Raw genomic sequence first — 18,563 nt, 5'->3', positions numbered from 1 at the left:
AAGCGCACGACAAGAGAGCGCGACCCCGACGGGTCGTACGAGTATGAGTACGAGTACGAGCCGTATGAGGACCCGGGCGGGTGGTTGCCGATGAGCTCCCTGCTCCTCCTGACCAATGCCCTCCAGCCCTCGACCGAGGTGCTGCCGGCGCTCGGTCTGCTGCTGCACAGCGTGCGTGTGGCACCCGCCGAGGGCCCGGCCCTCGTGGACACCCCCGGGGCCGACGTCATACTGATCGACGGCCGCCGTGACCTGCCCCACGTCCGCAGCCTCTGCCAGCTGCTGCGCTCCACCGGACCGGGCTGTCCGCTGCTCCTCGTCGTCACCGAGGGCGGCCTCGCCGCCGTCACCGCCGACTGGGGCGTCGACGACGTCCTCCTCGACACGGCGGGCCCCGCCGAGGTCGAGGCGCGGCTGCGGCTGGCCATGGGACGCCAGCAGATCTCCATGGACGACAGCCCGATGGAGATCCGCACCGGCGACCTCTCCGTGGACGAGGCCACCTACAGCGCCAAGCTCAAGGGCCGGGTCCTGGACCTGACCTTCAAGGAATTCGAGCTGATCAAATACCTCGCGCAGCACCCCGGCCGGGTCTTCACCCGCGCCCAGCTCCTCCAAGAGGTCTGGGGCTACGACTACTTCGGCGGTACGCGCACGGTGGACGTCCACGTCCGGCGGCTGCGCGCCAAGCTGGGCCCCGAGCACGAGTCCTTGATCGGCACCGTCCGGAACGTGGGCTACCGGTTCGTGCTGCCGGAGAAGCTGGAGAAGGCCGAGAAGGCGGAGAAGGGGAAGGCCGAGTCCTCGGGCTCCTCCTCGTCCACCGCCTCCGCCGGGAGGCAGGCGCCGGAGCGGTCGCCGAACGGCTCACGGAACGGGTCGCGGGACGGGTCGAACAGTGCCCCTCTTAGTGACCGAACCGAGGCCGTTCGCCCGGTGAAACGGTAGGTGGACCCGCGTAGACTGCCGCGCGTGGCCAAGGTGACGCGGGACGATGTGGCAAGGCTTGCGGGGACGTCGACCGCGGTCGTCAGCTACGTCATCAACAATGGACCGCGCCCGGTGGCACCGGCGACGCGGGAGCGAGTGCTGGCCGCGATCAAGGAGCTGGGGTACCGGCCCGACCGGGTCGCCCAGGCGATGGCCTCACGACGGACGGACCTCATAGGCCTGATCGTCCCGGACGCGCGCCAGCCCTTCTTCGCGGAGATGGCGCACGCGGTCGAGCAGGCGGCGGCCGAGCGCGGGAAGATGGTCCTCGTCGGGAACTCCGACTACCTCGACGAGCGCGAAGTGCACTACCTGCGCGCCTTCTTGGGCATGCGTGTCTCCGGCCTGATCCTGATCAGCCAGGGCCCCAGCGAGACCGCCGCCATGGAGATCGACGCCTGGGACGCCCGGATCGTCCTGATGCACCGTCGGCCCGACGCGATCGACGACGTGGCCGTCGTGACCGACGACGTCGGCGGCGCCCAGCTCGCCACGCGCCACCTCCTGGAGCACGGCCACCCGTACGTCGCCTGCCTCGGCGGCACGGAGGTGACGCCGGCCGTAGGGGACCCGGTCACCGACCACGTCGAGGGCTGGCGGCGCGCGATGCGCGAGGCCGGGCTGTCCCTGGAGGGCCGGCTCTTCCAGGCCCCCTACAACCGCTACGACGCGTACAAGGTCGCCCTGGAGCTCCTCTCCCGCCCCGACCGGCCGTCGGCCCTGATGTGCGCCACCGACGACCAGGCCATCGGCGTGCTGCGGGCCGCCCGCGAGCTGCGCATCGACGTGCCGGGCGAGCTGGCCGTCGCCGCCTTCGACGATGTGAAGGAAGCGGCGCTGACGGACCCGCCGCTCACCACCGTCGCCTCCGACCGCCAGGCGATGGCCCGCGCGGCGGTCGACCTCGTCCTCGACGACAGCCTCCGCTTCGCGGGCTCGCGGCGCGAGCGCTTGAAGCAGTTCCCGTCCCGCCTGGTAATCCGCCGCTCCTGCGGCTGTGGGTAACCGGCGGTTGTGGGCAATCGTCCCGCAGGGCGGGACGGGTGGGCACAACCCGGACGACGGCCCGCACCACGGCGGGTGCCCCCGGGCTGCGGCACGGTGAGGATTCCGCCGGACCCTCGCCGTACGGGCCGCTCACCGTCGCGGCGGGAGGAATCTGGGACCCGGCATCCTTATGCCAGGTGAACAGGGTTCTGCACCCCTTCTCAGCCCGTCCTCAGACTCCTCTCATCATCGCGGCGCACAGTCATACCCATGACGGAAACCCCCCGCCCCGGCGGCCCCCAGGACCCTGGCCAGTACCCCGCGCCCCCGGCGCACCCCCCGTACGCCCAGTTCGGCGCCCCCGCGCCCGAGGGCGCGCCCACCCCGTCCTACCCCGCATCCCACCGCGCCCGCGCCAAGCGCCCGATCGCGCTGCTCGCCGCCGCGGCGATCGTCGCGGCCGTGGTCGGCGGCGGGTCGGCGGCCCTCGTCGGAGAGCTGACCAGCGGGCGCGGCGGGGACAGCAGCCAGTCCACCCCCGTCCAGAACGCCTCCGTCAAGGGCACCGGCGTCTCGGCCGTGGCCAACGCCCTCAGCCCCAGCATCGTCGAGATCAAGGCGACGACCGCCTCCGGCCAGTCCACCGGCTCCGGCGTGATCATCAGCGGCGACGGTGAAGTGATCACCAACAACCACGTGGTCGCCGGAGCCGACGAGGTCAAGGTCAGCCTCAGCGACGGCAGCTCCAAGACCGCCAAGGTCGTCGGCACCGACCCCGACAAGGACCTCGCCCTCATCAAGATCCAGGACGCCAAGGGCCTCAAGGCCGCCAAGCTCGGCGACTCCGGCAAGATCAGGGTCGGCGACCAGGTCGTCGCCATCGGCTCCCCCGAGGGCCTGACCGGCACCGTGACCAGCGGCATCGTCTCCGCCCTCAACCGCGACGTGACCGTCTCCAAGGAGCAGGGCGGCGGCCAGAACCAGCAGCAGCGTCAGCAGCAGCGCGGCCTCCCGCAGTGGCCGTTCGAGTTCGGCGGCAATCAGTACAACGGCGACACCGGCTCCTCCAAGACCACGTACAAGGCCATCCAGACCGACGCCTCCCTCAACCCCGGCAACTCCGGCGGCGCCCTCATCAACATGAACGGCGAGATCATCGGGATCAACTCCGCCATGTACAACGCGGGCTCCAGCGACACCGCCGGCAGCGTGGGCCTCGGCTTCGCCATCCCCGTCAACACGGTCAAGGCCGACCTGGCCAAGCTGCGAGCCGGCGGCAGTGGCAGCTGAGAACGCGCCGGGCGTGCGAGGCTGAGGAGAGAGCCCCTGAACCCGCCCAGTGAGATCCGTGAGGTACCGCCGATGAGCCCCGCCGAGCACGGCGAGACGCCCGCCCGCATCCTGATCGTGGACGACGAGCCCGCCGTGCGCGAGGCGCTGCACCGCAGCCTCGTCTTCGAGGGCTATGCGACCGAGCTGGCCGTCGACGGACTGGACGCGGTCGAGCGGGTCGCCGCCCACCGCCCCGACATGATCGTGCTCGACGTGCTGATGCCCCGCATGGACGGCCTGACGGCCGCCCGCCGCATGCGCGCCTCCGGAGTGACCGTCCCCATCCTGATGCTGACCGCCCGCGACACGGTCGGCGACCGCGTCACCGGCCTCGACGCCGGCGCCGACGACTACCTCGTCAAGCCCTTCGAGCTGGACGAGCTGCTGGCCCGCATCCGCGCGCTGCTGCGCCGCAGCTCCTACGCCACCGTCCCCGCGCCCGCGGACACCGACTCGCAGACGCTGTCCTTCGGTGATCTGCGCATGAACCTCGCCACGCGCGAGGTGACCCGGGGCGAACGTCGCGTGGAGCTGACCCGGACCGAGTTCACCCTGCTGGAACTGTTCCTCGCGCACCCCCGTCAGGTGCTCACCCGGGAGCAGATCCTCAAGTCCGTCTGGGGGTTTGAATTCGAGCCGTCGTCCAACTCCCTCGACGTGTACGTGATGTACCTGCGCCGCAAGACCGAGGCCGGGGGAGAGGCAAGGCTCGTGCACACCGTCCGCGGGGTGGGGTACGTCCTGCGGGCCGACGGCGGCACGGAATGATCGCGACCAGATTCCGCGGGCTCCCGCTGCGCTCCCGGCTGGCACTGCTGACGGCCGGCGCCTGCGCGGTGGCGGTGGCGCTGGCGGCGTGGGCCTGCTGGTTCGTCACCAAGGAACAGCTCGGCGGCGAGCGCGACACCACCCTGACGAGCAAGCGCCTCGACGAGCGGTCGGTGCAGGCCCTGGTGCGCGGCTGCGGCGCCAACCCGCCCGGCCTGCCCCCGGCCCCCGGCTCGTACACCGTGCAGGTCGTCACCGCCACTGGCCTGGTCTGCACGATGCCCGGCAAGTCCCCCATCAGGGTCACCGCCGCCGACCTCGCCGTCGCCGACGGCCGGCTGGAGGAAGCGCTGCACGACAGCGTCGCGACCGACGGCAACGAGATGCGCGTCTCGACCTACCGCAGCGAACAGCTGCCCAACACGGCCGTCTCCATCGCCCAGCCGCTGAGCGAGACCGACAAGCCCCTCAACTCCCTCGCCATCGTCCTGGTGTTGACGGCCGGAGTGGGCGTCGTGCTGGCCGCGACGGCCGGCCTGTGGATCGCCCGGGCCGCGCTGCGACCGGTGGACCGGCTGACGGACGCCGTCGAGCACATCGCCCGCACGGACGACCTCGCCGTGCGCATCCCGGTCGAGGGCGAGGACGAGATCGCCCGCCTGTCAGCCTCGTTCAACTCCATGACCGAGGCGCTCGCCTCCTCCCGGGACCGGCAGCAGCAGCTCATCGCCGACGCCGGACACGAACTGCGCACGCCGCTGACCTCGCTGCGCACCAACATCGATTTGCTCGTGCGGAGCGAGGAGACCGGCCGGGCGATCCCCCCGGAGGACCGTAAGGCGCTGCTCGCGAGCGTCAAGGCGCAGATGACGGAGCTCGCCGAGCTCATCGGCGACCTCCAGGAGCTCTCCCGCCCGGACGGCCCCGAGAACAGCGGCCCGCTCCAGGTGGTGGCCCTCCACGAGGCCGCCGGACGAGCCGTCGAGCGCGCCCGGCTGCGCGCCGGTGGCGCCGGGCTCACCATCGACGCCGAGCTCGACCCGTGGTTCGTCCGCGCCGAGCCGGCCGCGCTGGAGCGCGCGGTGGTCAACCTCCTCGACAACGCCGTGAAGTTCAGCCCCAGGGGTGGTGTGATCGAGGTCCGTCTGGTGAAGGGCGAGCTGACCGTTCGCGACCACGGCCCCGGCATCCCGGCCGAGGAACTCCCGCACGTATTCGACCGGTTCTGGCGCTCCCCGTCGGCACGCGGCATGCCGGGCAGCGGCCTGGGCCTGTCGATCGTCGCCCGGACGGTCCGGCAGGCGGGCGGCGAGGTGTCACTGCGCGCGGCGGCCGGGGGCGGCGGTGGCACGGTGGCGAGCGTACGTCTGCCGGGCGCGTCGACGGAGCCGCCGCGGCTCTAGCGGCGCCGCTGCGGCGTGTCCGACGGGTTTTCACCCGATTCGGCGAGCCTTGATCCGGCATGAAGCGGGGCTGTCGCCGGTTCGGCGGAATCCGGCACCACGATCGTTTGCGCAGGGACGAGCCGGAGATCTTTCCCGTGCGCGGCGGCGCTCACCGGGCCGCCCCTGCCACGTAGCGCCGTCTGCTCGACGCCGGCGTCCGCCGTCCGCCGTCCCACGGGAGTGAACATGCGTATCCGTACTGCCCTCGCGGCCTCCGCCCTCGCGCTGACAACCGTTCTGGGCGCGGTCGGCTCGTCGGCGGTAGCGGTCGCTCCGGCCGGTCACGCCAAGCTCGCCGCCGAATGCGGAGTCCGTTCGGACGGCAGGCTGCACTGCGGCAACAAGGCCGGGGCGAAGGGCTACGCGGACCGCTCCTACCGTTCGGCGACGCGTGGAACGCTCCGCGGGACGTTCAGCTGGTTCCAGTGCTGGGGACACGGCGACCCGCACCCGGGCGGGAACGACATCTGGTACTGGACGCAGCTCGACAACGGCGCGTGGGGCAACGTGCCGGCCGTCGACGTGAAGACCGGCCAGGACCCGGCTCCCGGACTGCGTGAGTGCTGAGGTCCCTGCTCGTGGATCCGGCGCACACCCGCCGAACACTCCGACTGCCTGGTCAAGCAGGCGCGGAAGCGCTGCGCCGCCAGGGCCTACCGGTCAGGACTGCTTGCCGACGGCGAGATCCGTCGCCGACAGCTCGGCGCGAATGCCGTCCGGCCGGACTGTCAGAGCGCGGAGTCGCAACTGGTCGGCCTGCGGCGGCAGGTTGAAGGAGAACGAGAAACGGTCCGCGAGCTCGGGCGGCTGGAGCCGCGTCAGCGCCGTGAGCAGCCCGGGGTCGATGCCCAGCTTCTCCAGCAGCCACGGGTGGTCGACGAGCACGTCGACGAGGTTGAGTCGAGTGAGCCCGTCGACGAACAGGGGTGTCCCCGCCACCTCCCGCAGCTTCTCCTCGCTGCCCAGCGCGGCCTCCACCGCCTCCTCCGGCACGCCGAGCCGCTCGACGATCGCCGGGACGGCGAACAGGGCCTTCACCCGGGCGGTGTCCTTGGCGATCCGCTCGGCGGCCTCGCGGTGCAGGACGAGACTTCTGTGGTCGCCGGGGCCCTGGCCCCCGGGGCGGTAGGTGGCGACGTGGGGAAGGTCGAGGCTCATCCCGTCGACCTCGGTGGTGATGCCCCGCCCGCCGTCCCGGCGCAGATGGGCCTCGGCCTGGACGACCAGCTCCTGCCCGGCGACGTTCAGCCGGCCCCGGGCGCCGATCGAATCGCCACCGAGGTCGCGGAATCTGACCTGGGAGGCGCCCAGCTCCCGGTCCATGTCGGCGAAGGCCAGCAGGACCTCACCGTTGACGTCACCGATCACGGCACCCCGGATGGCGGTCGGCAGGCTGCCGGTGAGCCGGATGTCGCGGGCGCTCGCCCGTACCCGCGCCAGCGTCACGCGGTCGGCGGCGACGTGGGGGACGGTGACGTCGACCCGGTCGAGGCGCTTGGCGGCCACCTGGGTGAGGAACGGGAACCCCTTGATGTCGACCTGCGGTTCGGCCGTCAGGTGCAGAGCGCTCTGAAGCTGCTGCTGGGCCTTCTTCTCCGCGTACATCGCGGCGCAGCGGTCGGCGAGGAAGAGGAGGGCGGTGCCGGCGGTGAGGAAGAGGAGGAGTTTCACGACGCGGCGGAGGAAGCGGAGGGGACTGGGCGTCCACCGCTGGCGACGGGCGCGACGGGCGCGGCGCCCGCTGCGGCCGCGTCGGCTTCCGCGGCGCCTGCTGCGACGGTGGCCGGGAGGGGCCCACGGCTGGCCGTCGTCAGGACTGGCGGGGACGTAAGCGGTCGTGTCGGCGTAGGGATCGGCGTAAGGGTCGGCGTGGGGGCCGGCGGATATGAGGGGCGGTTCGGGCGGCTCGTCGTACGGCGGCGGCTCGGGATCCGCGAGTGCCGCCAGTTCCTCGTAGGGGTTGGGGGGACGGGCGGCTATGCGCGTGGGGGTTCGCATCGCTACATCCCATCACGGCCGAGGACGGCGCCCGCAAGGGCTACCGCCAGTACTGGCGCATTCTTGGCAGGTCCTTCGAACGCGAGTCTTAGCACGAATACGCGCAGAAATCGGGGCGGTTTCCGGCCGTTTCGCCATGGCTTATCCCGGATGGCCCGCGAAGCCCTCTAGCGTGATCTCCATGGCACGGGCTCGGGGGAGTCGCGACGATCACGCGACATGTGCGACACCGGATGACTCGGACAGCGGTCATCCCAATGACGGCGGGCGGATGCGAGTGATTCCCGCTGGGGCGAGGATGCCAGCGTGGTCCGAGCCCAAGCCCGAGGAGGCGTCGCCCCGTGAACCGGAAGGCTGTGGTCGCCCTGGCGGCCGCCGCGCTCACCGGCGCCGCGGTCACGGGATGGGCCGCGTTCGTACCCGACCCCGTCACCCTCACGACCGAGGGTGCGACGGGTGAGTGCGCTGTCTCCTGGCATAAGCCGGACGTCGTCTTCGCCCCGCTGACCCCGGGCGCCGCGCCGGGCTCCTTCGCCACCAAGGACGGTACGGGGAGGGTCGAGATCGCGGGCGAGGGGGATCTCCCCTCGCTGGCCACGGATGCGTCGGCTCTGACACGCGCGATCACCATCACCGGTGAGGCGAAAGGCGGATTCTCGCTGCGGGACGGGGCGGGGAACATGATCGAGGCATCAGACCCCGAGATCCCCAGCAGTGCCGAGAATCTTCTCCAGGGCGTACTGACGTTCCTCATCAAGACCCCCGCCGACCCGTCCGGCACACGAAGCCCGGCCTTCACCTACGTCCCGTCGGGACCGCTGTCACCGCAGCTGGAGCTGATGCCGACGCCCAAGGTCACCATCCCCTTCACCATCGCTCTGAGCGTCACCCCGCAGTTCGCGGCAGCGCTGAACACTGCGTTCGGGGAGGGCTCGGTGAAGAGCGGCGATGCGTTTGGGCTGTGCCGGGGCGTCATCAACGCGCAGTGAGTGCCTCTGTTTTATGCCGCTGTTGCGGCGAGGGCGAAGGGTACGGACGACGGGCTCACCTCGCACCACAGGAGTTTCCCCTGCAACCCCAGGTACGCCGCACTGGCCGACCAGCTGCCCCAGTTGTCGGCGCAGAGCCGCACGACCCGTAGGCCCCTGCCCCGGCTCGCCTCCGGATCGATCTCCGGGATCCGCCCCTTGCCGAGGTGAACGGGCCGTTCGAACGCCGCCGGCACTTCTGGGTTCCGGTCCCAGACGCTGATCCGGAGCCGGTCGTCCGCCACGTACTTCAGTCGTACCTCGGTCGGTCCGTCCGAGTAGAGGTACGAGTTCGTCACGAGCTCGCTCACCACCAGCTCGGTGACGTCCGCGAGTTCGTCCATGCCGTGACTTTCCACCGCGCTGCGGAGTGTGATTCGGGCGACCCGCGCAGAGCGCGGGTCGTGGGGGAGGGTGAGCGAGTAGGACCAGCGGTTCTCCGGCGATACGGTTGCCATGGTGGCTCCTTTCGGGGAGTGGCTTGGATATGACGGTAGGGCCTGCTCCCGTATGGCTAACACCGCTTCGTTCGTAGAGCTACGAAATCCCCCTCGTGTGGGTGACAGGACGCCTCTGGCGTCGGCCCTACAGTGGTCGCCATGCCACCGAGCCATCCACCTACACTCAGGCAACGACGCCTGGGTGCCGAGCTGCGCAAGCTCCGCGAGCGCGCGGGCCTTTCGTCAACAGCCGCCGCAGCGAGCTTCGGCTTCCAGCAGGCGCGCATGAGCATGATCGAGGCGGGCCGCCACGCGGTGAGTGCCGACCGGGTGCGGGCGATGGCCCGTGCCTACTCGTGCGCCGACGACAAGCTCATCGACGCGTTGGTCGATATGACGGGCGGGCGTACGCGTGGTTGGTGGGACGAGTACCGCGAGCATCTTCCGGCGGGTTTGGCGGACTTGGCCGAGTTGGAGCACCACGCCCACGGTCTGCGCGTGGCGCTGGTGATCCACATTCCGGGACTCTTGCAGACCACCGACCACGCCCGGGCCGTGATCAGAGAGTCGGCTTTGCCGCTTCGTGCTTACGAGGTGGAGCACCGGCTTTCGCACCGATTGAAGAGGCAGGAGGTCCTCTTCGGCAGCAAGCCTCTCCCTTACACCGCGATCATCCATGAGTCGGCTCTGCGCATGCGGTTCGGCGATACCGCCACTGTCCGCGCGCAGTTCGAGCACCTCATCGAGATGAGCGAGCTGGATAACGTCGTGATTCGCGTGATCCCCTTTAGGCGGGGGGCGTTTCCGGGTACAGGGCAGTCGATCGACTACGTCGAAGGCCCCGTGCCCCAGCTCGACACCGTGCAGCTTGATCTTGCTTGGGGCTGCCAGTTTCTCGATGCTGAAGCCGAACTGGCCCAGTATGGAGATGTGCTGGAGCGAATGGAGCAGAGCTCCCTCGCCCCTGCTGAGTCACGGGACTTCGTCCATGACCTCCTGCGGAGCATGTGAAGGGTGAGAGACGTGTCCACGTACCAGTGGTGGAAATCCTCCTACAGCTCGAATTCGTCGAACTGCGTCAACGTGGCAGCCGCCGGCGACGGAACGCTGCGCTTACGCGAGAGTGACGACCCAGGCGTGGTTCTCGCAACCAACGCCGCGTCGCTGCGCGCGCTGATACGGGCTGCCAAGGCGGGGCGGTTGCCCACCACCGGCGAGTGGTGATTGTGGTCGCCTGGCAGAAGGCCTCGTACAGCCATGAAGGCGCGAACTGCCTGAACATCGCGGCCGCCGGAGACGGAACCCTCCACCTCCGCGAGAGCGACGACCCGGACACCGTCCTGGCCGTCACCCCCGCGTCCCTGCGCGCGCTGCTGCGCACCGCCCGGAGGGGTCACCTCCGGGCAGGCCGCCAAGGGTAGGGAAGAGGCTGCGCGTTCAGACGAGGTCCGGCTGCCAGATGGTGCGGTCGGGATAGACGTGCGCCGTCGGGGAGAGCTTGTACGAGCCCGACGCGGCGTGTTCGGCCAGCACCCAGCCCACCCCCTGGTAGGCCATCGGCGTCTTCGCCCGTGCCGTCCCGCATTCTGCGGGGTCCGTGAGAAGGGTTTTGCCTGCCGGAATGAGCATGGCGCGGGTTTCCGGGGCTCCGGTGCAGGGGTGGAACACCGTGGCCTGTGCGTACTGGAGACGGGTCTTGATCCGCACGTCGCCGGGGCCCTGGTTCGTGAGCTTCAGGGCGAAGGTGATCCGCTCTGCTTCGACCCGGGTGCAGACGCGCCAGGTGATGGTGTCCGGGCCGGGGAAGGGGGCGCTGCACCGGCTGTCCTCGCCGAGTGTCCCGCGTTCCAGATCAGGTCGTTCCGGGGTGGCGAGGCCGGTGACGGCCGATTGTGCCGGGCGGGTGGCTCCGGTGGCGGTCTCGGCGGGGGGATCGGTCCGTTCCCAGGGGGCGAGGGCGGCGCTCGCCACCGCGAGGACGGCCGCCACGGCCCCGCCGGCGAGTAGGGCCTTTGCGGTGGGGAGCCGCCGCCACCGCCGACCGAGGCGATCTGGTGGTGCGGATTCCCCGGGTTCCCCAGGCTCCCCGGCGGTACGGGGCGCCGGGACAGCGGTCGGCGTCGTCGGACGACCGTAGCGCTGCTGCCGCTGGGCGATCAGTGCTTGTCTCTGGAGCGCGTACCACTCGTCGAGTTCCCCGCCCGGGACTCCGAAGATCTGGGCTAACGCGGTGAGCACGGCCTTGTCGGGGACGGGCGCGTGGGTCGCCGACATGTAGCGCTGTAGCGCGGATTTGCTGACTCCTTTGACCTTCTGGCCGTGCAGGGCGTTCCGGAGCTTCTCCGCGACCCGGTCCAGTGGCAGCTCTGTGGCGCTCCAGCGGGCGTGCAGTCTCCGGGCGAGTTCGGCCCGCGCCGCCTCCGGCGCGATGCGAGGTCCGGCTGTCGTGTCGCCGGTGGTGTCCCGTTCTCCCGTCACGATCCCTCCGTCATCCCAAGTCCAAACGTTTTTGCAGGTGGACGCCCTGGAGAACGAGCGGGACGGGATCGGGATGCGGGCGGGACGGAGCGCCTCCCCGGGGAGCTGGTGCCCCCGTCGACGCCCCGGAACTCTGGATGCCGCGAGGCCCGCAGGAACGGCCGGTCTCGCAGACCTTCCACTCGACCAAGGAGCGGCAATCACATGCCCAAGAACAACATCACGACGCGCCGTCCGGCGCGTACCGTCGCGGCGGCGCTGACGGTCGCCTCACTCGTCGCACTGGCCGGGCCGGTGGCCACCGCGCAGGCCGACGGTAAGGATTCGCACAAGGGGGCCAAGGGCTCCCACGCGGCAAAGCACTCCGGCATCGGCCTCCTCTCCCTGAAGTTCGTCAAGAACCGCGCGAACCACAGGAACTCCCGGCTTTATGTGATGCGCGACGGATCCCCGGTCAAGAGTTACCGGGCCGGCTCCGGCTGGGGCGAGAAAGCCACGGAGGAGTGTGTGGTCGACCAGGGTTGGCTGCCCAGCGGGAGCTACCGGATCGGCGGATACGAGAGGCACCACGACAGCAAGATCAAGGGCTATGCGATCAGTCTGAGCGACACGGTCTGCGAGGACAAGAAAACCGCGCGCAAGGGCCTGTTCATCCACAGCGAGATGACTCGTGACGGTGGCCGGGGCCGAGACGAGTCCCAGCGCTGGGACGGCGAGAAGGACTACAACTCCAACGGCTGCATCAAGCTCAGCCCGGACGACATCAAGGGGATGTACAAGTGGTTCGAGAAGAACGGATGGCCGAAGACCCTGAAGGTCGTCGGCTGATGCCCAGGTGCAAGTCGTGCGAGGGCAGCGGGGAGTGCCGTAAGTGCGACGGGACCGGGCAACTGGACGGTTTCTTCTCCAGGCCCAAGTGCGACGCGTGCGGCGGTGACGGCGTGTGCGACTCCTGCAAGGGCCGCGGCGAGGGCTGGAACTGGTGAACGGGGTCAGCCCTCCTAGCGAGGGCTGACCCGGCTCCGGCGGTACGGCACCGCCGGAGCCGCACCGGCGGCGGCTACATCCAGGTCGTGGCCGTCGCCACCACACGCGCCTCCTTCGGCTGGGCCGGGTCCCCATACCGGACCTCGAAGCGGGGGTGGGAGCGGGTGAACTCGCTGTCCACGAGGCGGACCTGGCGGGGGTGCCGCACCGTGCGGGTCGCGATGTCCGTGTTCAGGAAGAAGCCGAACTCGCCCGTCGCCGGGGCGTAGGCGAAGAACTCCCCACCCCGGTACGAACGCTTCGCGACCTCGTCCGTCAGGACCAGTGACCAGTAGCCGACGCAGTGCCCCGCCGGGCACATGAAGCGGTACTCGGCGCGCAGGCCGTCCAGGTCCATCCAGCGGAAGGGGTTCTCCTCCGAGGCGGAGACCGTCGTCGTGCGTGCCGGCGTCGTTGCCGCCGACGCGCTCTGCGCGAAGGGCGCGCTCAGGGCGGTCGTCGCCACTATCGCGGCGAGGGCGCGGAACGCGATGCTGCGGGATGCCACGTCTCGTCTCCAGTCCTGTTGGGTGACCGACTCGATACGAGAAGTGATCATGGGCCTGTCCCGCGCCCCCGGCAAGGATCAGATCGAGCCTTCGAGGGGGTTCGGGAGGTGGACCAGATTCGTGCCCAGGACGCCCACGTCGGTAGAGCCGTCGTCGTGGACCGTGGCGAGTCCGCCCAGCACCGTGCCGTCCACCTCCGCGTGGGCCGGTGTCGCCAGGGCCGCGCCGCCCAGGCCCAGCAGGAAAGCCGCGGCGGCTGTCGTGAGGGCGCGGCGGAGGGTGTGCTTCATTCGGGTCTCCTCGTCGTGAAGCGGGTGGTGGGTCCGGAACGGACGACCTACCACCGCGCGCCGTCCCCCATACGGCGTACGCCCCCGCGTCAAGGGGCGCGGGGGCGTACGGGCAAGTGAGCCGCGAGACCGCTTACTTCACGATCGTGATGCGGTCCGCCTTCGGCGGCGCCAGCGGGGACGCCTTCGAGGAGTGGGCCGTCAGGTAGGTGACGAAGACGTCCAGGTCGGACGGGCCGACGAGCTTGTTCGTGCCGTCCTTGAAGGCGGGGAAGCCGTCGCCGCCGCCCATCAGGAACTCGTTCGCGGCGACGCGGTAGGTCTTCTTCGCGTCCAGCGGGGCGCCGTTGACCTTCACGGACGACGCGACGACGCGGTCCGCGCCCTTCTTCGTCAGGTCCAGCGTGTAGGTGAGCGCCTTGCTGACCTGGAGGATCTTCTTCTCGGCCTCGTTGGCGCCGCTGACCTGCTGCTGGAGGACCGACAGCACCTGGGCGCCGGTGAGGTCCTTGGTCTGCATCATGTTGGTGAACGGCTGGACCGTGAACGCCTCGCCGTACGTGACGACGCCGTCGCCCTCACTGCCGGAGGCCTTGTAGGCGAGGTCGGAGCGGATGCCGCCGGGGTTCATGAAGGCGATCTGCGCGCCGCCCTTGTCGGCGGGGGCGAGGGCCTCGACCTGGGAGTCGGTGATGACGTCGCCCAGGGGCTGCTCCAGGGCCTCGGAGCCGCGGCCGTTGATGTCGGCGGTGATGTAGCCGACGGGCTTGTTGGCGATCGGGGCCGCCAGGGTCTTCCAGCGGTCGATGAGCGCGGTCATGTCCGCGGCCTTGGGCTGGTCGCGGTTGACCACGTGGTTGCCGGCGCGGGGGCTCTTGACGGCCGTGCGGACGATGTCCTTGGTGCGACGGTCGTAGGTCAGGGTGGTGTCCGTGAAGAGCCGGCCGAAGGAGGCCGCCGAGGTGACCGTGCGCGGGGCGCCGGACGGGTCGGGGATGGTGCAGGCGTAGGCCTGGTGGGTGTGGCCGGTGACGAGGGCGTCGACCTTCGGGGTGACCTTCTTGGCGATGTCGACGATGGGGCCGGAGATGCCCGCGCCCGCGCCCGGGGTGTCGCAGTCGAAGTTGTACGAGCCGTTGGCGGGCATGCCGCCCTCGTGGATCAGTGCGACGATCGACTTCACGCCCTGGCGGTCGAGTTCCTTGGCGTACTTGTTGATCGTCTCGACCTCGTCGGCGAACTTCAGGCCCTTGACGCCCTCGGCCGTGACGACGTCCGGCGTGTGCTTGGTCGTGACGCCGATGAAGCCGACCTTCACGCCCTTGTGCTGCCAGATCGTGTAGGGCTTGAGGATGGGCTTGCCGGTCTTCTCGTCGAGGACGTTCGCGGCGAGGTAGGGGAAGTCGGCGCCCTTGAACTTCTTGCCCTTCTCGAAGCAGCCCTCCTTCGGGTGGCAGCCGCCCTTCTGCATGCGCGTGAGCTCGGCGCGGCCCTCGTCGAACTCGTGGTTGCCGACGGAGGTGACGTCCAGCTTCAGCTTGTTGAGCGCCTCGATGGTGGGCTCGTCGTGGAAGAGGCCGGACATCAGCGGGCTGGCGCCGATCATGTCGCCGGCCGCGGCGGTGATCGAGTACTCGTGGCCCTTGCGCGCGGTGCGCAGCGAGTTGGCCAGGTACTCCACGCCGCCCGCGGGTATGACCTTCTTCGTCCCGTCGGCCTGCGTCTCCGTCACCGTGCCGGAGGAGCCCTGCGGGGGCTCGAGGTTGCCGTGGAGGTCGTTGAAGGACAGCAGCTGGAGGTCCACGGTCCGGCCGTTGCTGTGGCCATTGCCGTGCCCGTGCCCGTGCCCGTTGCCGTACGACGCGGTCGCCGCGCCGGCGGGGGCGGCGGTGGAGAGGACACCGGCGGTGGCGGCCAGTACGGCCGCCGTCGCGGTCAGCCGTCTTGCGAGGCGCTTCCGTGGCGGCGTCGCGTGCATTTGTTCCCCTTTGTGCAATTGACGAGAAGGCGCGCGTGAGGCGCGCGCGAGGCGTGATGAAGATCGGGTTTATGCGGTCGGCGGCAGCCTACGGTCAACGCGCGTAGGTCGGCAGGTGGGGCGAGGTGACGAATCGGTAGCGCTTCGGTGCGGCTCGCGGCACCGACCGGGTTCGAAGGACCCTGCCCGTGACCGCCCCGGTCGGCTCCGCCCCCGTTTCCACCCCTCTGGTCGCGAGATCCGTGCTGATCTCCGCTGCCGCGACGGGCGTCTGTGCCGTCTGGGCGGCCGCGGTCTGGGCCGCCGTCCACCTCCGGGCCGATCCGCTCCTCCACGACGTCGCGCTCTTCGTCCACCTGGCCTGCCTGATCGTCGGCTTCGGCGCCGTCCTGACCGTGGACTGGCTCGGCCTGCTGTGGCTGCTGGGCAAGCGCCCGCTGCCGGACGTCCTCCGCACGGCCGACGCCGTCCACGTGCCGATCTGGCTGGGGCTGGCCGGGCTCGTCGGCAGCGGGGTGCTGCTCCACCCGGACCCCGGCGCCCCGCTCACCCGGATCAAGCTCGGCCTCGTCCTCCTCGTCGCCCTCAACGGCCTCCACGCCCGCACCCTCCAGCCGCGCCTCACCGCGCTGGTGGCCGGAGCCCGGTCTCCCTCCGGGGTCTCCCGGCGTGCCCTGGTCGCCCGCTGCGCCGCCGGTGTGCTCGTCTCCCAGCTCGGCTGGTGGGGCGCGATCGTCATCGGTTTCCTCAACAGCCGCCGCTGAACGGGAGCGTCGACCATCAGCGCACCGCCAAGTCGTAGGCTCGCACCATGAGTGACGTGGTGAATGACGTGGACGTAAGCGGGCAGCGCCGGATCGAGGTGCTGGAGGAGCTGGCACCCGGCGTGGTGGACGACGTGCTGCGGCTGGTCGACGCGGCGGCCGCCGTGGACGGGCAGCCGGCCGTCTCCGAGCAGGGGCGCCTTCAGCTCAAGGGGCGGCGCGCGGGCGTACGGCACGTCCTGCTGAGCGACATGGACAAGAAGCTCATCGGATACGGCCAGCTGGAGGACAGCGACCCCGTGGAGGCCCCGGCGGGCGAGTTCGTGGTCCACCCCGACGCCCGGGGGCGCGGCCACGGGCGGGCGCTCGGCAGCGCCCTGCTGCACGAGTCCGGCAAGCGGCTGCGGGTCTGGGCGCACGGCGGCCACCCGGCCGCCCGGCACCTCGCGCAGGTGCTCGGGCTGAGCCTCTTCCGCGAGCTGCGGCAGATGCGCCGCCCGCTGGCCGGCCTCGACCTCCCCGACCCCGTCCTGCCCGAGGGTGTGACCGTACGGGCCTTCCGGCCCGGCGAGGACGACGCGGCGTGGCTCGCGGTGAACGCCGAGGCCTTCGCCCACCACCCCGAGCAGGGCTCGCTCACCCAGCGCGACCTCGACGACCGCAAGGCCGCCGACTGGTTCGACCCGGAGGGCTTCTTCCTCGCCGAGCGCGGCGGGGAGCTCATCGGCTTCCACTGGACGAAGATCCACGCCGCCGAGGAGCTGGGCGAGGTGTACGTCCTGGGCGTGCGTCCCGGCACCCAGGGCGGCGGCCTCGGCAAGGCGCTCACCACGATCGGCCTGCGGCACCTGGAGGCCAAGGGGCTGCCGACCGCGATGCTCTACGTGGACGCCGACAACGCCCCGGCCGTACGGGTCTACGAGCGGCTCGGCTTCCTCATCCACGAGACGGACCTGATGTACCGGACGGAGAGCTGACCGCCCCCGTTTGACAGGGCGCGGACGATTCCATCACCCTTTCACTAGTCAAGTAGTGAAAGGGTGATGTGCGTGGTCGAGTTCCGCATCGACCGGCGCAGTGGGATCGCCACGTACATGCAGATCGTCCAGCAGGTGAAACAGGCCCTGCGGCTCGGTCTGCTCGCTCCCGGCGACAAGCTGCCCACCGCCAAAGAGGTCGTCGCGGCCACCGCCATCAACCCCAACACCGTCCTGAAGGCCTACCGCGAGCTCGATCGCGAGGGCCTGGTCGAGGCACGCCCCGGACTGGGGACGTTCGTCCGGCGGTCGCTGGCCCGTCCCGGGGCCGCCGCCGATTCGCCGTTGCGTGCCGAACTTGTCGACTGGATGGCACGCGCCCACGCGGCCGGGCTCGACCGGGAGGACGTGGCCGCGCTGGTCGCGTCCGTCCTCGACGAGACCCGTTTCGACGGGACCCCTGCCCAGGCGGATCCCGCCCTGGCGGATCCCGCCCTGGCGGATCCCGCCCTGGCGGATCCCGTCCCGGTGCACCGGAGTGACCACCCGGGACCGGGGAAGGCGCGCGGGGCCGAGACGACGTGAGCGAGGGGACCGCATGACCGATCTGACATTCCTGCCCGACCGCACCGCCCTGGAGGCGGTGGACCTGGGCGTGAGGTACCGCGGCGGCTGGGCGCTGCGCGACTGCTCGTTCCGGGTGCCCGCCGGGCGCGTGTGCGCGCTCGTGGGCCCCAACGGCGCGGGCAAGTCGACCCTGCTGTCCCTCGCGGCCGGGCTGCGCAAGCCCTCCGCCGGCCGGCTGAGCGTCCTCGGCGGCGCGCCGGGCGGCGCGGACGTACGGCCCCGCGTCGCCTACGTCGCCCAGGACAACCCCCTCTACCCGCACTTCACCGTCGCCGAGACCCTGCGCCTGGGCCGTGAGCTCAACCCCGGCTCCTGGGACCAGGCCGCCGCCGAGCGCTTCGTCCACGAGGGCGGGGCCGGGGGCGGGGTGCGGCCCGGCGCCCGCGTCGACTCCCTCTCCGGCGGCCAGCGCCGCCGCGTCGCGCTCGCGTTCGCGCTGGCCAAACGGCCCGAACTGCTGCTGCTGGACGAGCCGATGAGCGACCTCGACCCGCTCGTGCGCCACGAGATGATGGCCGCCCTGATGGCCCAGGCCGCCGAGCACGCCACCACCGTCGTCATCGCCTCGCACGTCATCGCCGAACTCGAGGGCGCCTGCGACTACCTGCTGCTGATCGCCGACGGCCGGGTGCGGCTCGCGGGCGAGGTCGAGGACCTGCTCTCCGCCCACCGGCTCGTCATGGGCCGCTACGAGGACGCCGGCACGCCCCGCGAGTTCGCCGCCCACACGATCGTCGAGGCCCGTACGACGGGACGTCAGCTCACCGCGCTCGTACGGACCGACGGTCCGATCGGCGGCCACTGGGAGGTCGCCGAGCCCTCCCTGGAGGAGCTGCTGCTCGCCCACCTCCGCGCGCCCGGCGCCCCGGCGCTCGTCGCCCCGAGCGCGGAACCGCGCCCGGCCGGCCTGAAGGCGGCGGCGTGAC

General features: G+C 70.9%; 22 protein-coding genes. 16 read left to right on the top strand and 6 right to left on the bottom strand.

Features of this window, described 5'->3' with window-relative positions:
• Positions 1–90 precede the first annotated feature (90 nt).
• The 6 genes from RM609_RS25090 to RM609_RS25065 all read left to right on the top strand — a co-directional run bounded on the left by RM609_RS25090 (position 91) and on the right by RM609_RS25065 (position 6,089).
• Positions 91–948: a response regulator transcription factor gene (locus tag RM609_RS25090; RefSeq protein ID WP_311613818.1), complete on the top strand. Its 858-nt coding sequence runs from the start codon at positions 91–93 to the stop codon at positions 946–948.
• 24 nt (positions 949–972) lie between these two features.
• Positions 973–1,995 (top strand): LacI family DNA-binding transcriptional regulator, encoded by a 1,023-nt coding sequence (locus RM609_RS25085; protein WP_311613817.1) that lies wholly within the window; start codon positions 973–975, stop codon positions 1,993–1,995.
• Positions 1,996–2,247: 252 nt separating this feature from the next.
• Positions 2,248–3,267: a S1C family serine protease gene (locus RM609_RS25080; protein WP_311613816.1), complete on the top strand. Its 1,020-nt coding sequence runs from the start codon at positions 2,248–2,250 to the stop codon at positions 3,265–3,267.
• Between the two features lie 72 nt (positions 3,268–3,339).
• Positions 3,340–4,077 (top strand): response regulator transcription factor, encoded by a 738-nt coding sequence (locus RM609_RS25075; protein ID WP_311613815.1) that lies wholly within the window; start codon positions 3,340–3,342, stop codon positions 4,075–4,077.
• Positions 4,074–5,480, top strand: a complete 1,407-nt coding sequence (locus tag RM609_RS25070; RefSeq protein ID WP_311613814.1) for a sensor histidine kinase — start codon at positions 4,074–4,076, stop codon at positions 5,478–5,480. Before RM609_RS25075 ends, RM609_RS25070 begins: the two co-directional genes overlap by 4 nt.
• A gap of 228 nt (positions 5,481–5,708) precedes the next feature.
• Positions 5,709–6,089, top strand: coding sequence for a hypothetical protein (locus RM609_RS25065; RefSeq protein WP_311613813.1), 381 nt, complete (start codon positions 5,709–5,711; stop codon positions 6,087–6,089).
• Between the two features lie 93 nt (positions 6,090–6,182).
• On the opposite strand, the gene RM609_RS25060 is transcribed toward RM609_RS25065, so the two are convergent.
• Entirely contained in the window at positions 6,183–7,520 is a 1,338-nt protein-coding gene (locus RM609_RS25060) for an LmeA family phospholipid-binding protein (RefSeq protein ID WP_311613812.1), read from the bottom strand.
• Positions 7,521–7,861: 341 nt separating this feature from the next.
• Here RM609_RS25060 and RM609_RS25055 point away from each other — a divergent pair, with 341 nt between their 5' ends.
• Positions 7,862–8,509, top strand: coding sequence for a hypothetical protein (locus RM609_RS25055; RefSeq protein WP_311613811.1), 648 nt, complete (start codon positions 7,862–7,864; stop codon positions 8,507–8,509).
• 11 nt (positions 8,510–8,520) lie between these two features.
• Here the strand turns inward: RM609_RS25055 and RM609_RS25050 are convergent, their stop codons facing one another.
• Positions 8,521–9,006, bottom strand: a complete 486-nt coding sequence (locus tag RM609_RS25050; protein WP_311613810.1) for an ATP-binding protein — start codon at positions 9,004–9,006, stop codon at positions 8,521–8,523.
• A gap of 141 nt (positions 9,007–9,147) precedes the next feature.
• Here RM609_RS25050 and RM609_RS25045 point away from each other — a divergent pair, with 141 nt between their 5' ends.
• From RM609_RS25045 to RM609_RS25035, 3 genes are read left to right on the top strand one after another with little or no spacing between them, the layout of a single operon-like run.
• Positions 9,148–9,999 carry a helix-turn-helix domain-containing protein gene (locus RM609_RS25045; protein WP_311613809.1) on the top strand — a complete coding sequence of 284 codons (852 nt, stop codon included), beginning with the start codon at positions 9,148–9,150 and terminating at the stop codon, positions 9,997–9,999.
• Positions 10,000–10,011: 12 nt separating this feature from the next.
• Positions 10,012–10,212: a DUF397 domain-containing protein gene (locus RM609_RS25040; protein WP_311613808.1), complete on the top strand. Its 201-nt coding sequence runs from the start codon at positions 10,012–10,014 to the stop codon at positions 10,210–10,212.
• Positions 10,206–10,409 carry a DUF397 domain-containing protein gene (locus tag RM609_RS25035; protein WP_438828526.1) on the top strand — a complete coding sequence of 68 codons (204 nt, stop codon included), beginning with the start codon at positions 10,206–10,208 and terminating at the stop codon, positions 10,407–10,409. The genes RM609_RS25040 and RM609_RS25035 overlap by 7 nt, the downstream gene beginning before the upstream one ends.
• A gap of 16 nt (positions 10,410–10,425) precedes the next feature.
• On the opposite strand, the gene RM609_RS25030 is transcribed toward RM609_RS25035, so the two are convergent.
• Positions 10,426–11,466 carry a helix-turn-helix domain-containing protein gene (locus RM609_RS25030; protein ID WP_311613807.1) on the bottom strand — a complete coding sequence of 347 codons (1,041 nt, stop codon included), beginning with the start codon at positions 11,464–11,466 and terminating at the stop codon, positions 10,426–10,428.
• A gap of 204 nt (positions 11,467–11,670) precedes the next feature.
• Here RM609_RS25030 and RM609_RS25025 point away from each other — a divergent pair, with 204 nt between their 5' ends.
• Together RM609_RS25025 and RM609_RS25020 are read left to right on the top strand one after the other, a co-directional pair.
• The gene (locus tag RM609_RS25025) at positions 11,671–12,294 is read left to right on the top strand and encodes a L,D-transpeptidase (protein WP_311613806.1); all 624 of its coding nucleotides are present in this window, start codon (positions 11,671–11,673) and stop codon (positions 12,292–12,294) included.
• Positions 12,294–12,452 (top strand): hypothetical protein, encoded by a 159-nt coding sequence (locus RM609_RS25020; protein ID WP_311613805.1) that lies wholly within the window; start codon positions 12,294–12,296, stop codon positions 12,450–12,452. Before RM609_RS25025 ends, RM609_RS25020 begins: the two co-directional genes overlap by 1 nt.
• A gap of 74 nt (positions 12,453–12,526) precedes the next feature.
• Here the strand turns inward: RM609_RS25020 and RM609_RS25015 are convergent, their stop codons facing one another.
• The 3 genes from RM609_RS25015 to RM609_RS25005 form a co-directional block, all read right to left on the bottom strand.
• Complete coding sequence (locus tag RM609_RS25015) at positions 12,527–13,000, bottom strand: hypothetical protein (protein ID WP_311613804.1); 474 nt, start codon at positions 12,998–13,000, stop codon at positions 12,527–12,529.
• A gap of 78 nt (positions 13,001–13,078) precedes the next feature.
• Positions 13,079–13,291: a hypothetical protein gene (locus RM609_RS25010; protein WP_311613803.1), complete on the bottom strand. Its 213-nt coding sequence runs from the start codon at positions 13,289–13,291 to the stop codon at positions 13,079–13,081.
• Between the two features lie 133 nt (positions 13,292–13,424).
• A complete protein-coding gene (locus tag RM609_RS25005) occupies positions 13,425–15,269 on the bottom strand; it encodes a bifunctional metallophosphatase/5'-nucleotidase (RefSeq protein WP_311613802.1) in 1,845 nt (614 codons plus the stop codon).
• A gap of 188 nt (positions 15,270–15,457) precedes the next feature.
• Between RM609_RS25005 and RM609_RS25000 the strand changes: the two genes are divergently transcribed.
• The 4 genes from RM609_RS25000 (at position 15,458) to RM609_RS24985 (ending at position 18,562) form a co-directional block, all read left to right on the top strand.
• Positions 15,458–16,033, top strand: a complete 576-nt coding sequence (locus tag RM609_RS25000; protein ID WP_311613801.1) for a hypothetical protein — start codon at positions 15,458–15,460, stop codon at positions 16,031–16,033.
• 47 nt (positions 16,034–16,080) lie between these two features.
• Complete coding sequence (mshD, locus tag RM609_RS24995; protein WP_311613800.1) at positions 16,081–17,010, top strand: mycothiol synthase; 930 nt, start codon at positions 16,081–16,083, stop codon at positions 17,008–17,010.
• 72 nt (positions 17,011–17,082) lie between these two features.
• Complete coding sequence (locus RM609_RS24990) at positions 17,083–17,595, top strand: GntR family transcriptional regulator (RefSeq protein ID WP_311613799.1); 513 nt, start codon at positions 17,083–17,085, stop codon at positions 17,593–17,595.
• A 13-nt stretch (positions 17,596–17,608) separates the two neighbouring features.
• Positions 17,609–18,562, top strand: a complete 954-nt coding sequence (locus RM609_RS24985) for an ABC transporter ATP-binding protein (RefSeq protein ID WP_311613798.1) — start codon at positions 17,609–17,611, stop codon at positions 18,560–18,562.
• Position 18,563: the final 1 nt, after the last annotated feature.

This window comes from Streptomyces hesseae, from assembly GCF_031845785.1.
Taxonomy (GTDB): Bacteria; Actinomycetota; Actinomycetes; order Streptomycetales; family Streptomycetaceae; genus Streptomyces; species Streptomyces hesseae.
The sequence above is the reverse complement of the archived record's forward strand: the minus strand, read 5'-3'. Positions and strand labels throughout refer to the sequence as shown.